Origin of the sequence: Streptomyces sp. NPDC058052 (assembly GCF_042885515.1) — a bacterium.
Lineage (GTDB): Bacteria > Actinomycetota > Actinomycetes > Streptomycetales > Streptomycetaceae > Streptomyces.
Genome location: NZ_JBHVRX010000002.1, coordinates 222,982 through 236,429 on the forward strand (window position 1 = coordinate 222,982; position 13,448 = coordinate 236,429).

Annotated in this window: 14 protein-coding genes; 9 read left to right on the forward strand and 5 right to left on the reverse strand. The window is 76.1% G+C overall.

Annotated elements, in window-relative coordinates; genetic code table 11:
• Positions 1 to 166 precede the first annotated feature (166 nt).
• From ACFVU3_RS03635 to ACFVU3_RS03650, 4 genes are all read left to right on the forward strand, one after another.
• The gene (locus ACFVU3_RS03635) at positions 167 to 997 is read left to right on the forward strand and encodes an SDR family oxidoreductase (RefSeq protein ID WP_390063310.1); all 831 of its coding nucleotides are present in this window, start codon (positions 167 to 169) and stop codon (positions 995 to 997) included.
• A 125-nt stretch (positions 998 to 1,122) separates the two neighbouring features.
• Positions 1,123 to 1,893: a hypothetical protein gene (locus ACFVU3_RS03640; protein ID WP_390063312.1), complete on the forward strand. Its 771-nt coding sequence runs from the start codon at positions 1,123 to 1,125 to the stop codon at positions 1,891 to 1,893.
• Positions 1,894 to 1,983: 90 nt separating this feature from the next.
• Positions 1,984 to 2,379, forward strand: coding sequence for a GNAT family N-acetyltransferase (locus tag ACFVU3_RS03645; protein ID WP_390063313.1), 396 nt, complete (start codon positions 1,984 to 1,986; stop codon positions 2,377 to 2,379).
• A gap of 130 nt (positions 2,380 to 2,509) precedes the next feature.
• Positions 2,510 to 3,103 carry a GNAT family N-acetyltransferase gene (locus ACFVU3_RS03650; RefSeq protein WP_390063314.1) on the forward strand — a complete coding sequence of 198 codons (594 nt, stop codon included), beginning with the start codon at positions 2,510 to 2,512 and terminating at the stop codon, positions 3,101 to 3,103.
• A 33-nt stretch (positions 3,104 to 3,136) separates the two neighbouring features.
• Here ACFVU3_RS03650 and ACFVU3_RS03655 read toward each other — a convergent pair whose 3' ends face one another.
• Together ACFVU3_RS03655 and ACFVU3_RS03660 are read right to left on the reverse strand one after the other, a co-directional pair.
• The gene (locus ACFVU3_RS03655; RefSeq protein WP_390063315.1) at positions 3,137 to 3,640 is read right to left on the reverse strand and encodes a DinB family protein; all 504 of its coding nucleotides are present in this window, start codon (positions 3,638 to 3,640) and stop codon (positions 3,137 to 3,139) included.
• A gap of 188 nt (positions 3,641 to 3,828) precedes the next feature.
• The gene (locus ACFVU3_RS03660; RefSeq protein WP_390063317.1) at positions 3,829 to 5,226 is read right to left on the reverse strand and encodes a diacylglycerol kinase family protein; all 1,398 of its coding nucleotides are present in this window, start codon (positions 5,224 to 5,226) and stop codon (positions 3,829 to 3,831) included.
• A gap of 387 nt (positions 5,227 to 5,613) precedes the next feature.
• Between ACFVU3_RS03660 and ACFVU3_RS03665 the strand changes: the two genes are divergently transcribed.
• From ACFVU3_RS03665 to ACFVU3_RS03680, 4 genes are read left to right on the forward strand one after another with little or no spacing between them, the layout of a single operon-like run.
• Entirely contained in the window at positions 5,614 to 6,609 is a 996-nt protein-coding gene (locus tag ACFVU3_RS03665; RefSeq protein WP_390063318.1) for an alpha/beta hydrolase, read from the forward strand.
• Positions 6,602 to 7,780, forward strand: coding sequence for an acyltransferase (locus tag ACFVU3_RS03670; RefSeq protein ID WP_390063320.1), 1,179 nt, complete (start codon positions 6,602 to 6,604; stop codon positions 7,778 to 7,780). The genes ACFVU3_RS03665 and ACFVU3_RS03670 overlap by 8 nt, the downstream gene beginning before the upstream one ends.
• Positions 7,781 to 7,820: 40 nt before the next feature.
• The gene (locus ACFVU3_RS03675) at positions 7,821 to 9,140 is read left to right on the forward strand and encodes a sensor histidine kinase (protein ID WP_390063321.1); all 1,320 of its coding nucleotides are present in this window, start codon (positions 7,821 to 7,823) and stop codon (positions 9,138 to 9,140) included.
• Positions 9,137 to 9,811 (forward strand): response regulator, encoded by a 675-nt coding sequence (locus ACFVU3_RS03680; protein WP_390063323.1) that lies wholly within the window; start codon positions 9,137 to 9,139, stop codon positions 9,809 to 9,811. The genes ACFVU3_RS03675 and ACFVU3_RS03680 overlap by 4 nt, the downstream gene beginning before the upstream one ends.
• Before the next feature lie 131 nt (positions 9,812 to 9,942).
• Here ACFVU3_RS03680 and ACFVU3_RS03685 read toward each other — a convergent pair whose 3' ends face one another.
• Positions 9,943 to 10,401, reverse strand: a complete 459-nt coding sequence (locus ACFVU3_RS03685; RefSeq protein WP_390063324.1) for a carboxymuconolactone decarboxylase family protein — start codon at positions 10,399 to 10,401, stop codon at positions 9,943 to 9,945.
• An 86-nt stretch (positions 10,402 to 10,487) separates the two neighbouring features.
• Between ACFVU3_RS03685 and ACFVU3_RS03690 the strand changes: the two genes are divergently transcribed.
• The gene (locus ACFVU3_RS03690; RefSeq protein ID WP_390063326.1) at positions 10,488 to 11,363 is read left to right on the forward strand and encodes a sigma-70 family RNA polymerase sigma factor; all 876 of its coding nucleotides are present in this window, start codon (positions 10,488 to 10,490) and stop codon (positions 11,361 to 11,363) included.
• A 63-nt stretch (positions 11,364 to 11,426) separates the two neighbouring features.
• On the opposite strand, the gene ACFVU3_RS03695 is transcribed toward ACFVU3_RS03690, so the two are convergent.
• Together ACFVU3_RS03695 and ACFVU3_RS03700 are read right to left on the reverse strand one after the other, a co-directional pair.
• Entirely contained in the window at positions 11,427 to 12,494 is a 1,068-nt protein-coding gene (locus tag ACFVU3_RS03695) for a hypothetical protein (protein WP_390063327.1), read from the reverse strand.
• A 279-nt stretch (positions 12,495 to 12,773) separates the two neighbouring features.
• Positions 12,774 to 13,328 carry a GNAT family N-acetyltransferase gene (locus ACFVU3_RS03700; RefSeq protein ID WP_390063329.1) on the reverse strand — a complete coding sequence of 185 codons (555 nt, stop codon included), beginning with the start codon at positions 13,326 to 13,328 and terminating at the stop codon, positions 12,774 to 12,776.
• Between the last annotated feature and the right edge of the window lie 120 nt (positions 13,329 to 13,448).

The window sequence follows — 13,448 nt, forward strand, 5'->3', positions numbered from 1 at the left end:
GGTACCGACCAGTAGCGAAGTCAACACCCGTGCGAGAAGTGCGAATTGAACCCCTCTGCCCTCATCTTTCGGCTGGCGTGAATCGGTGCGTACGCGACCCTGCGCGGGGCTCCGGATCCGTCCGGTTCCTCCATCGCGGGCCCGCCTTCCGCTACGTTGGAGCGGCATGACGGTGCTGATCATCGGAGCCACGGGCTTCCTGGGCACGGAGCTGGTGCGCCAGGCCGCGTCGGCCGGCCGCCCCGCGGCCGCGACCTTCCGCTCCCGCCCCGGCCGCGCCCCGCACGTCCCGTGGCACCACCTGGACCTGCGCGACCCCCACGGCCTCGACGCCGTCCTCGGTGCGGTGGAGCCCGGCGTGGTCGTCAACGCGTCCAGCGGCGACGCCGACTGGGCGGTCACCGCCGACGGTTCCGTCCGTCTGGCCCGGGCCACCGCCGAACGCGGGATCCGGCTGCTGCACGTGTCCAGCGACGCCGTCTTCTCCGGGAGCCGGATCCACTACGACGAGACGGCGCTCCCCGACCCGGTGACGCCGTACGGCGCGGCGAAGGCGGCCGGAGAGACGGCCGTCCGCCTCCTCCACACCGACGCGGTCGTGGCCCGCACCTCGCTCGTCATCGGCGACGGGGACTCCGGCCACGAGCGTCTCGTGCGCGCACTCGCCACCGGAGAGCGGCGGGGCGTCCTGTTCACGGACGACGTCCGCTGCCCGGTCCACGTCACCGACCTGGCTGCCGCCCTCTGGGAACTCTCGGCGCCCGGCCTGACCGGCGTCGTCCACCTGGCCGGACCGGACGCGCTCAGCCGCCACGCCCTCGGCCGCCTCATCGCCCGGCGCGACGGCCTCGACCCGTCACTCCTCCCCGCCGGCACCAGGGCCGGATCGGGCGTCCCCGGAGCCCTGGACGTCCGGCTCGACGGCACCGCCACCCGGCGGCGCCTGACGACGGTGCTCCGCGGCGCCCGCACGTTCCTCCGCCCCGCCGAGTCCTGACCCACCGCCACCGCCCGGGCCGGCACAGGAACCACGTGCCCCGTCCGCCCGTCCTCACCCCGGGAGGGCACCGGCGTCCCGGCCCCCTCCGCCCGCACGCCCACCGCCGAGGTCCGAGGAGATCCATGGCCGACACCGTCCCCTCACTCGTCACCCGTCTGCACGACGTGATGGTGGCCCTCCTGAGCGAGGGCCCCTCCGCGACGGCCACCGCGGAGCTGAACGACGTCATCGCGCGCGCCGCGCCGCTCGGCCCCGACGGCGCGTGGGTCGCCGCCGCGGGCCACGCGACCCACGGCGGCCTGGCCTGGGCCCACGGGCGGACGGACGAGGCGGTCCACCATTTCGACGCCGCGGTGACGGCCGGTTACAACGACTGCGTGGCGCTCCACTTCTCCGCCTATCGTCCCCTGCACGCCGATCCCCGCTTCCGGGCCCTGTACGAGCGGATGCGCATCACCGAGGCCGACTTCCACGAACTGCTGTGGCTGCACGAGGAGATGCACACCATGGCGCAGGAGGCCCGGACCGCGAGCGTCGACAACATCGGCCGTCTCGACACGGGGGTGTCCCTGCTCCCCCAGGCCCCCCTGCCGACCCGCGAACCGGACACCGCCGGGGTCCTGGTCACCCGCGTCGAGCTCCTCGCGACCCAGACCGCGCTCCGTCGGGCCGCCGTGAAGGCGGACTTCCAGCGCAGCGCCGGCAACACCGCCCTCGGTCTCATCGACGACACCTGGGACTACACCCGGGCCCGGCACGACGCCTGGCACGCCGACGACCTGGACTCCCGCCGCGAGCGGGCCGCCGCCGCCCGGGCCTTCGTCGAACGACCCGGTGCCGGCAACGTGCTCCTGGGTTGCCCGCCGCTCGGCTCGGTGCCCCACCCGGGCTGAGGCCGCAGCGGCACGGCGACCGGCGGGGCGCCCTTCCGCCGGCCGCCCCCGCACCCCGCCGGGGCGCGACCGCCACCTACGATCCACGGCATGACGATCACGTACACCTGGCGCGGCGAGGTCGACGACGCCTCGCTCAACGCCCTCCACGCCGAGGGGTTCGGCCACCCGCTCCAGCGGACCGACTGGCGCGCCCGCCTGGAACGCCACAGCCTCGGCTGGGTCTGCGCACGCGAGGGCGGCGCGCTGATCGGCTTCGTCAACGTGGCCTGGGACGGCGGGTCCCACGCCTTCCTCCTGGACACGGTCGTCGCCCCGCACCGCAGGACGGCGGGCGTGGGCACCACCCTCGTCGCGACCGCCGCCGACCACGCCCGCGCCGCGCACTGCGCCTGGCTGCACGTCGACTTCGAGGAACACCTGGGCCCGTTCTACTTCGACGGCTGCGGCTTCCGCCGGACCGAGGCGGGCCTCATCGCCCTCTAGGCCGTCTCTTCCGGATCAGGCCAGACGAGGGAGCGGTGCGCCTTCGGCGGGGCGGCCGGGTCCCGTACAGTGCGGTCGCGAGGGGGGATGCGGAATGGATGCCGAACGGTCGTGGGTCGAGGGGTGGGCCGTGTCCCGGCGGGTACCCGCGCCGGTGGACGTGCCCTGGGGGCTGCGGGTCGACGTCGGGCATCCGGCGCAGGTGGTCCGCCACGTGCTGCTGGGCGCCGACGCCGCCACCGCGCGCGGACTCGTCCGGACGCTCGGCGAACCCACCACGTGCGTCAAGGCGTTCCTGCCGCAGGGCGACATGGAGCCCTGGTTCACGTCCGCGTGGGAGCCCGTCGACCCCTGTTTCCTGATGGCCGTCGACCTGCGTCCGGCGCCCGTGCGCGCGCCGGACGGGTACACCGTCACCGTCGAATGCGCCGGCGGCCTCGCCTCCGTGCGCGTCCTCGGTGCCGACGGTGAGCCCGCCGCGGCCGGCCAGGCCGGACTCACCGGCGGGGCCTGCGTCTTCGACCAGATCGTCACCGAACCGGCGCACCAGCGCCTCGGCCTGGGGACGCTGGTGATGGGCACGCTCACCGAGGCGGCCGTCGAGCGCGGCGCGGCCACCGGCGTCCTGGGCGCGACCGTCCAGGGCCGCGCCCTGTACGAGGCGCTCGGCTGGAAGGTCCTCTCGCCGCTGAACGGCTTCGTCCGCAAGCCCGACGCCGCCTGACCCCGCTCACCGGCTCCGGGTGGAGGCGGTCGGTCAGCCCGTCGTGCCGTCGAGCATCTCCCGCAGGATGTCCAGGTGGCCGTTGTGGCGGGCCGTCTCCTCGGTGAGGTGGAGGAGGATCCAGCGCAGGTCGACGTGGACGCCGCCGCGGACGGCGCGCTCGGCGCGGGCGTCCAGGCCGTGTCCGGCGACGAGGGCACGGTGGCGGGCGCTCTGTTCGGCGTACTCGTCGAGGAGCCGCGGCAGCGGGACGTCGACCGCGATGCGCATCTCGCGGTCGGGGTCCTCCTCGGTCCAGGGGCCCTCGTCCTCCTCGCCCAGGAAGACCACCCGGAACCAGTAGTACTCGACCCAGCGCAGATGGCTGACCAGTCCGCTCATGGTCATCAGCGGTGATCCGGGGAGGAGCGCCCGGCGGGCGTCCTCCGCGGAGACGCCGTCGCACTTGGCGCGGGCGGTGTCGCGTGCGTAGTCGAGGAAGGTGGTGAGCTGGGTGCGCTCGTCCCACGCGGACGGTGTGTCGTCGATTCTGGTCATCGCGCGAAGCGTCCCCGATGGCCGGGTCCGGTGTCGAGGCATTTCCCGTCCGCCGGACGCCGCCGGGCGCGGGCACGGGACCGGCCACCGTGCGGGCGGGTGGATGCCGAAGCCCGGCCGTCGGGCACACGGCCGCGCGGGCCGGGGCGACGCCGGCCGGTCCGCGGACGAGCCCCGGGGCGGGTGCGTCAGCCGTCGGGGGTGCGGCCGCCCTTCCGGGGCCGGTCGGTGCCGGAGGCTCCGTCGGCGGCGTGCGCCCCGGGACGGCCGAAGGCGAGGGAGAGGATCCGCGGCCACCTCACCGGTGGTGTGGCGACGGCGACGCCGGGGCGGTCGCGCGGCACCAGGACCCGCAGCGCGAGCGGGCGGAGCGTGCACACGACCGGGGTGGCCATCCGCAGGGCCTCGCCGTCGACCGCGACCGGGATCTCGTCGGCGTCGGCGGTGACCTCGACGCGGTGCGCGGACAGGACGGTCAGGGCCGTGGACTGCGTGCCCCGCAACGCCAGGTCGGCGGCCTGCGCCGCGTCCTCCACGCGGATCCCGAGGACCCCCAGCTCGCCGTCGTCCAGCCGGGGGCGGCGGCCGCCGCCGCTGAGGTCGTCGGGCGAGACATAGGGGTTGTTGCTGATGAGCAGGGCCTGCTGGGAGGTGAGTTCGGTGCTGTCGGCCTTCGCCCCCAGACGGGTCACCCCGTCGCCGAGGAGCAGGTCGGGCATCAGGGTGAGGGCGGTGCCGGCCTTGTCGTCGCGGTACTCGGGGCGCTGGACGACGTCGGCGTAGACCCCGAAGGAGACGGTGTTCACGAAGGGCCGGCCGTCGACGTCGCCGAGGTCGACCCGGAGCTCCTCGCCGTCGGTCAGAGCGTCGAGGCAGCGGGACGGGTCGGAGCGGTCGAGGCCCAGGTCCATGGCGAAGTGGTTGCGGGTGCCGGCGGAGACGACGAGGAACGGCAGGTCGTGCTCGGCGGCGACGGCCGCGACCAGCGCCTGGGTGCCGTCGCCGCCCGCCACGCCCAGCAGGTCGGCGCCCTCCGTCACGGCCTCCCTCGCGAGCGCCGCGACGTCGGCCGGGGCGGACGGGTCGAGCAGGACGACCCGTGCCCCGAGCTCCTCCGCGCGCTCGACGAGCCCGAAGCGGCCGACCTTCCCGCCGCCGGACTTCGGATTCATGATGAGCACGGCCCGGGCCGGCGGGACGGCGGGGACGGCCGGTGTCGGCCGCGGCGGCCGGGACATGCGCAGCGCCACCCGGGCGCAGGCGAGCGCGGCGCCCCAGCAGAGGACGAGGATCAGCGCCGTCAGCCACAGGCCGTCGTGGGCGAAGAGGACGAGGACGCCGGCGGGGGCCGCGACGGCGACGAGCGCCCCGAGCAGGCGCAGCGCGCCCCGGTGGGCGACGAACCACCACACACCGACGGCGCAGAGGACGAGCCCGAGGAACCCCGCGACGATCACCACCAGGCCGCCCTCGCCGATAGCCAGGCCGAGCACGACCAGCGAACCGATCGCCGCGAGGACGGCCAGTCGCGCCATCAGCCGCGCGGCCCCGCTCGCCCCGGTTCCCGTCGTCCGCGTCCTGGCCATGGTGTCCTTTCCCCGCCCTGCCCGTGAGCCGGTCCGAGGCTCCAGCCTGCCCACTCCCGGTGTGTACGGCATCCCCGAGGGTCCGTCCGGATGACGCGGGCCACCCGGCGCGGCCGGCGGCACGGACGGACGCGCCGACCGACATGCGGGCCGCCGGACGAGCTGACCCGGAGACCACGGGACGAGCCGAGGCGCGGGCCGACGGACGGACCGGAGCACGGGCGGCCGGCGGGCCGGACCGACGCACGCGCCGACGGCCGCGGGGCGGCGTTCCGGCCCGTCATACCTGAGAGCTACACGGCAGGTCGGCTCTCCGGCGGGACGCGGGCTACAGCGCCCGCTCCCTACCGTCCGGGGCGGAACACCTCGCCGCACGGAAGGATCCCCATGGCGCCCCGTCCCCGCCCCCGCCCCCTCCTCCTCTCCGCCCCCAAGCGGTTCCGCCGCGCGCTGGCCGCGGCCCTCGTCACCGCCGCCGTCGCCGTGCCGGTCGCCGGGGCCGCGCGGCCCGCCGAGGTGCCCGCGCCCGCGCCCGCCGCCGTCGCACCGCTGGCCCCGGCTCCGCCGGACGTGCTCGCGGCGCGGCTCGAAGCCCGGTACGCGGCCGGGCGGTCGGCACTGGTGGAGGCCGCGCGGACGGCGGAGGAGTACGGGGCCCGGCGGAGGGCCGCGTCGCTGCGGGAGATGGCCGGGGCGGGGCGGCGGTTCCTGGAGTTCGACGGACGGGACGGCGGGCGGAGCGCCGAGGTCGTGGGCGATCTCGCGCGGGCCGGGCGGATCGCGGTGCTCGTACCGGGTGCCGACACCGGGCTCGACGCGTACGGCCGCTTCCACGACGGAGCCGTCACGCTCCAGCGGGAGCTGGGCGCCCGGTCGGCCGTCGTCGCCTGGCTCGGCTACCGCACCCCCGCCACCGGCAGCGCCGCCTCGCTCACCCCCGGCCGAGCCGACCAGGCCGCGCCCCGGCTCCGGTCCTTCGTGGAGGAGCTGGCGCGGATACGGCCGGGGGCGCGGATCACCCTGCTGGGGCACTCGTACGGCTCCGTGGTGTGCGCCCGGGCCGCCGCGGGGCTGCCCGTCGCCGCCGTGGTCCTCTACGGGAGTCCCGGAACCGGGTCCGACCGCGCCGCCGATCTCCGTACGGACGCGACCGTCTGGGCCGGGCGGGCCGGCGACGACTGGGTCGCCGGTGTGCCGCACGTGCGCGTCCCGCTGCTGCCCGGCAGTGAACTCGGCTTCGGGACGGACCCGGTGGACGCGGCGTTCGGGGCCCGCCGGTTCGCCGCCGGCGGCGGCGGTCACAGCGGCTACCTCGCCGCCGGCTCCGTGTCGCTGCGCAACCTCGCGCTGATCGTCGACGGACGGGAGCCGGCCCGTGCGTGACCTCGTCCGCCGTACGACCGCCGCCACCCCGCCCGACCGCGACCGCGCCCTGGACGCGCTGCGCGCCCTCGCCATCCTCGGCGTGGTCCTCGGGCACTGGCTCGTCACCGCCCTCGTCGCCGACAGCGGCACGCTGCGCGTGGAGAGCCCGCTCGGTCGTCTGCCCGCGTTCACCCCCGTCTCCTGGGTCTTCCAGACGCTCGCCGTGTTCTTCCTGGTCGGCGGGTACGTCGCCGCGCGCGGTCACGCCGCCGCCCGCGCCCGGGGCGAGGGGCACGGCCGGTGGGTCGCCGGCCGGCTGGGCCGGCTGTTCCGGCCCGTGGGGCCGCTGCTCGTGGTCTGGCTGGTGGCGTCGGGCGCCATGCTCGCCTGCGGGGTGCCGTGGCGGACGGTCCACGCGCTCGGCCGGCTCGTGCTGTCGCCGCTCTGGTTCCTCCTCGTCCTGGCCGCCCTCACCGCGGCCACCCCGCTCGTCGCGCGGGTGCACCCGCTGTGGCCGTTCGCCGTCGTCCTCCACGTCGACGTGGTCCGCTTCGGTCTCGGCGGACCCGACGCGATCGGCTGGCTCAACCTGCCCGCGGGCTGGCTCGTGCCGTACTGCCTCGGCGCCTTCCTCGCCCGCCGGGGTCCGCTCGCGCCGGCGGCGGCCCGGATCCTGCTCCTGTGCGGAGCCGCCGCCACCGGACTGCTCGTCGCCTTCGCCGGCTACCCGGGCTCCATGGTCGGCGTGCCCGGCGCGCCGGTCTCCAACCTGAATCCGCCCACGCTCGCCGCCGTCACCTTCGGCCTCGCCCAGTGCGGCGGCGCGCTCCTGCTGCTCGGGCCGCTCCGGCGGGCCCTGCGCCGGCCCGCCGCCTGGACCGCGGTGGCACTGCTCAACCTCTGCGCGATGACGGTGTTCCTGTGGCACCAGACCGCGATGATCGCGGTCACCGCCGGCGGGCTGCTCGCCACGGACCTGCTCGGGCGGGGGCCGCTGACGGGGCTGCACACCGTCCCGGACGCGCCGGACTGGATCCTCGCCCGGCTCGGCTGGCTCCCGCTGTTCGCCGTCGCGCTGCTGCTCTGCGGTGCCGTCTTCCACGCGTACGAGCGAGGCGCCGGCCGCCTCACCGCCCCCGCCGCACCGGTGCGGCGACCCGACCCCCGGACGGAGGCACGACGTGCCTAGGCTGTACCAGAGTGACGAACATCCGTACGGGGGGAGCACGGTGACGGACACGGTACGAGGTGCGGGCGCCCTGCGCGCCCTCCCGGACGTGCTGCGCGCGGCGCCGCGCGTGATCCGTGCGGAGCTGCGGCCGGGGCGCCGCGACCCGCTGCCCCGCCACCGTCTCCTCGGCCGGCTCGCCCACGGGCACGCCGTGCTGTTCGCCGTGGTCGTGGGCGTCTGGGACATGAACCACTACGAGAGCTTCATGCAGCCCGCCACCGGCGCGGTCTCCCTGCTCGTCGTCCTCCAGAGCGTCGCGCCCGTCCTCGCGCTCAGCCGCCCCTCGGCCGCCCTCTGGCTCTCGACGGCGGCCCTCGCCCTCACGGCGGCGCTGACCTCGGCGGTCGCCGGCGCCGGACGGCCCTGGAGCCTGCCGGGCCTCGCGCTGCACACCCTCGTGCTGCTGCTGCTCGCCCTGCGGGTGCGGCCCACCGCCTCCGCCGCCGCCCTCGGGATCACCGTGCTGGCCGGGGCCGCCGCCCTCCTGCCGCACCCCGCGCCGGACCTCGGCGGCCTCTTCCGGGGGGCGGCCGCCTTCGCCCTCGCCGTCCTCGTCGGCTCCTCGCTGCGCGCGACCCGCGTCTCCCGCAGCCGGCTCGTCGAGCAGGAGGAGCTCACCGCCGAGGAGCGGGCCAGGCGGGCGCTCCTAGAGGAACGCGGCCGGATCGCCCGCGAGCTCCACGACGTCGTCGCCCACCACATGTCCGTCATCTCGATCCAGGCCCAGGTCGCCCCGCACCTCGTCGCGGACCCGTCGCCGGAGCTGCGGGAGAACCTGGCCGGCATCCGGCAGAACGCCGTCGACGCCCTCGCCGAACTCCGGCGCGTCCTGGGCGTCCTGCGCGGCGACGGCGACCCGACGGACGCGGCGGCCGGGCTGCGGCACGCACCGCAGCCCGCCCTCGACCAGCTGGACGACCTCCTGGACAACGTCCGGGCGGCGGGGCTCGACGTCACCGCCGACACCCGGGGCACCCGCCGCCCGCTCTCCCCCGGCACCGAACTCTCCGCGTACCGCATCGTCCAGGAGGCCCTGAGCAACGTCATGCGGCACGCCCCCGGCGCGCGGGCCGTCGTGGTGACGCACTACCACCGCGCCGGACTCACCGTCCGCGTCACCAACACCGCCGCCGCCCGCCCGGCCGGCGGCAGGCCCGGGGGCCCGGCCGGGGAACCCGGTCACGGACTGCTCGGCATGCGCGAGCGCACCGCCATGCTGGGCGGGGAACTCTCCGCCGGCCCCGCTCCCGGCGGCGGCTGGGACGTCACCGCGACGCTCCCGGCCCCCGTCCCCCTCCCCACGAAGGAAGCGTCATGAACGACGTCATCAGGGTGCTCGTCGCGGACGACCAGGTCATGGTCCGCCAGGGCTTCACCGTCCTGCTCGACGCCGAACCCGGCATCGAGGTCGTCGGCCAGGCCGTCGACGGTGCCGACGCCGTCGCGCAGGCCGAGGCCCTCGGCCCCGACGTCGTCCTGATGGACATCCGGATGCCCGGCACGGGCGGGATCGAGGCCACCCGGATCCTCACCGCTCCCGCCGACGCCACCGTCAAGGTCCTCGTCCTGACCACCTTCGACCTGGACGAGTACGTGTACGAGGCGCTGCGCGCCGGCGCGTCCGGCTTCCTCCTCAAGGACGCCTCGGCCGAGGAACTCGCCGAGGCGGTACGGGTCGTGGCGCGCGGCGACGGACTCCTCGCCCCGCATCTGACGAAGCGCCTCATCGCCGAGTTCGCCCGCATCGGCACCGCCCCGCGCGCACCGCTGAAGGAGCGTCTGGGCGACCTGTCCGAGCGCGAGACGGAGGTGCTGGCGCTCATCGCGCAGGGCCTGTCCAACGCCGAGATAGCGGCGCGGCTCGTCGTCGCCGAGCAGACCGTGAAGACCTACGTGAGCCGCGTCCTCACCAAACTCTCCCTCCGCGACCGCACCCAGGCCGCCGTCCACGCCTACGAGACCGGCCTGGTCCGCCCCGGACTCCGCTGACCGCGTGCCGTGCGCCACCGGCGGCCCGCGCCGTCAGCGGGCGCCGGACGACCGCGGGGCGCCCGCCTCTTCGTCGTCCACCGCCCTCACGCCCAGGTCGTCCACGCCGTCCGGTCCGCGCCGGCGGGGGCTCAGCTCCAGGTGCGGCCCGCCGGTTCCTTGATGGTGCGGTTGATCCGGTTGAAGAAGTTGGTCAGGGCGATCTCCAGGTTGAGCGCGCCGATCCGCTCCTCGCCGAAGTGGGCGACGGCCTCCTCCCAGATCGCGTCGCTGACGCCCTCGGCGCCGTCCTGCAGCCGGGTTGCGGCCTCGGCCAGCGCGAGCGCGGCACGCTCCGCGTCCGTGAAGAACGGCGCCTCGCGCCACGCCGCCACGGTGTGCAGCCGCTCGTCGGTGTCGCCCGCCTTCTTCCCCGCGGCCGCCCCCGCGTGGACGCACGGGGAGCAGGCGTTGATCTGGCTGACGCGCAGGTGGACCAGCGCGAGCAGCTTCGGGTCGACGCCCCCGGCGGCGATCGCCTTCTGGAGGTGGTGGATCGCGGTCCACACGTCGGTGTCGTGCGCGGTCTTGTTCGTGAGCCGGTTGTCCATGGGAGAGTGCTCGCCTTCGTCGGGTTACGTCACGGGCCCGGCGCCCGTCATCCCTGTGACGGAGCAGCTTCCAGGGAGGTAACACCATGCCGGGCACCCAGCCGACGGATCCGATCGCCGCCGCCTTCGAGTCGCAGCGCGACCGCTTGCGGGCGGTCGCCCACCGCGTGCTCGGTTCGCACGCCGACGCGGAGGACGTGGTCCAGGAGGCGTGGCTGCGTCTCTCCCGTCAGGACGCCGGCGCCATCGACAACCTGGCCGGCTGGCTGACGACCGTGGTCGGCCGTCTCAGCCTCGACGTCCTGCGGGCGGGCCGGACCCGACCGGAACTGCCCTTCGGCGACCGGCCGGACGAGATCACCGTGACGCTGGACGAGGCGCCCGCGCCGGAGGAGCTGGTGGCGCTCGGGGACTCCGTCGGGCTCGCCCTCCTCACGGTCCTCGACTCGCTCCGTCCGGACGAGCGGCTGGCGTTCGTGCTGCACGACGTGTTCGCCGTCCCGCACGAGGAGGTCGGCACCATCCTCGGCCGGTCCGTGGACGCGACCAAGATGCTCGCCAGCCGCGCCCGCAGGAAGGTGCGGGCCGCCGCCCGGCCGGAGGGAACGGGCCGGCAGCCGCGCGAGGTCGCCGGGGCCTTCCTCGCCGCGGCCCGCGACGGCCGGTTCGAGGACCTGCTGCGGATCCTCCACCCCGAGGTGCGGTTCACCGTCCACACCCCGGGCGGCCGGTTCGTCACGCTCGGCGCCACCGAGGTCGCCGGCCGGGCCCGGCTGGCCGGGGGCGCGGCCCGGGGCCGTGCGGTGACCGTCGGCGGTCTGCCCGGTGTCCTCTCCTGGAGCGCGGACGGCACCCCGCTGGCGCTTCTCGTGTTCACCGTCGCCGGCGGCCGGATCACGGAGATCACCGCCGTCACCGACCCGGCCGGGCTGGCCCTCATGGACCTGCCGGCCCCGGCGTGACCCGTACGGGCCCCGGCCGCTCGTCCCCGTCCCCGCCCCACGGCCGGACCGGGGCGGGTGCGGTCAGCCGGCCCGGGCGCGGAGCCTCACTCCGTACCGGTCGCGCAGGCGCGTCAGCTCCCACCAGGCGATCGCCGTCACCGAGACCGGGCCGCCCACGACGGCGCCGAGCTGGACGGGGAGGGGGCCCGGGGGCATGCCGGAGAACGCCAGGCTGACGGCGGCCAGCTCCCAGACCAGCACGCCGGTGACCAGGGCGGGCAGCGCGGCGTGGACCCGGGAGAGGCCGAAGACGGACGGGACGAGGGTGAGGGAGGCGAAGACCACGTAGAGCAGCGTCCAGACCGCCGGCACCAGCAGCCCGATCGTGAACAGCGGCCGGAGCGGCTCGTACAGCTCGCCGAGCACCACCATGCCCGCGAAGAGCAGCGGCACGGCCGTGAACGCCCCGAAGTACCAGAGCGCCGCACGGCCCGTGGCCGCCAGGCTGGACCGCATGAAGGGGCGCGCCGACGGGGGCGCGAGCCGGAAGACGACCAGGACGATCAGCGGGGCGGTGAGGAGCACCAGCCACGGTGTCGTCGTGACCCGGAGGAAGTACTGGGCCTGGAGGTCCGCGAGGTCCTGGTCCGCCCCGTAGACGACGAGGATCAGGAAGCTCGCCGCCAGCGCCGTCCAGGCGCGGGCGTCCTGGACGCGCTTCATGAACGGGTCGACCACGCGGGGGTACGCCTGGACCGGGAACCTGCGGTGTGCCTGCCGGGCCGCGACGCGGGCCAGCGGGTACCAGACCACCGGCAGCAGGACGGGCCAGAGGCAGACCAGCATGAGCGCCCAGGCGCAGCCGTGCAGGCGCACCCGTCGCAGGAGCACCGCGAACGGCGGCCAGTCGCCCTCGCGGAACCGCGTCCAGCCCGTACGCGGCGGGAAGGCGGGCGGATGGGCCGGCTGCGGCGGGACGCCCGCGCCCGGGACCCGCGGCGCCCAGGCCGGGCCGTGGGGGTGGCCCTGCCCGGGACCGTGGGGGTGGCCCTGCCCGTACGTGTGGCCGTACCCGGGACCGTATCCGGGTGCGGGGCCGTACCCGTGGCCGGGTCCGGGGGCATAAGGGTTCCGTCCCCCATCGGTCACGTCTGTTCCCCTCTCCGCACGCGCTGCGCCCCGGCCGCTCCACCGGGGTCCGTTCTTCCCCTCCTCGCGGGAGGGAAGGCCCGACCGGTTCTACCATCCCGGCCGGTCGACGCCGCGATCGCGTCCGCCCTCCGGCCGTGCGGTGCGGGGGCGTTGGCGCCGTCCGCCGGGAACGGCGGTCCGGGCGACGGGGGTTCGGGAGGGCCCGGAGGCGAAGGCAGGGGCAGCGGCTCGGAGGCGGAGGCGCACGCGAGGACCCGGAGGCGGGCGCGGGTCCGTTCAGGACTCCTGCGGCAGGCCCCACGTCTGGAGGACGAAGGGACGTCCCTTCTCCTCCCCCTCGATCAGGGGGACGTCGAGCAGGGTGAAGCCCGCCTTGGTGGCCACGGCGACGCTGGCGGCGTTCTCCGCCTCCAGTTCCAGGACGACCCGCTCCGCCCCGAGCTCCGCGACGGCGTACGCGGCCATCAGGCGTACCGCCCTCGCGGCCAGCCCCTGGCCCCGGTGGGCGGGCCCGACGGCGTAACCGAGCTCGACGCCTCCGGGAATGCGCCGCAGCATGCCCTCGCCGAGCGGCGCGCCGCCGTCGGTGGTGAGGGCGAAGAGGAGGGTCGTGCCCTCGGCGCGCAGCGTCCGGGCCCGCTCCAGGCGGGTGGCGGCGGCCCGCGCGTCGAAGGGCGAGACGATCGGCGTCCAGTAGGCGATGTCGGGGTCCTCGAACAGGTCCGGCATCGCGGCCAGGTCCGCCTCCGTCCAGTCCCGCAGGACGAGCCCCTCGCCCCGCAGCTCGGTCCGCTCGGGGAACGGGGAGGAGGTGGTGGTGCTGCTGCTCATGGTGCGGTTCCTTCCTGGCCTGAGGACGAGGCAGCATACCGAGGTGACGGCCGGTCCGTCCGATATCCGGAACCGGCCGCACGACAGGAAGGCCGGAGGACCCCCGCGCGCTCGTGTCGC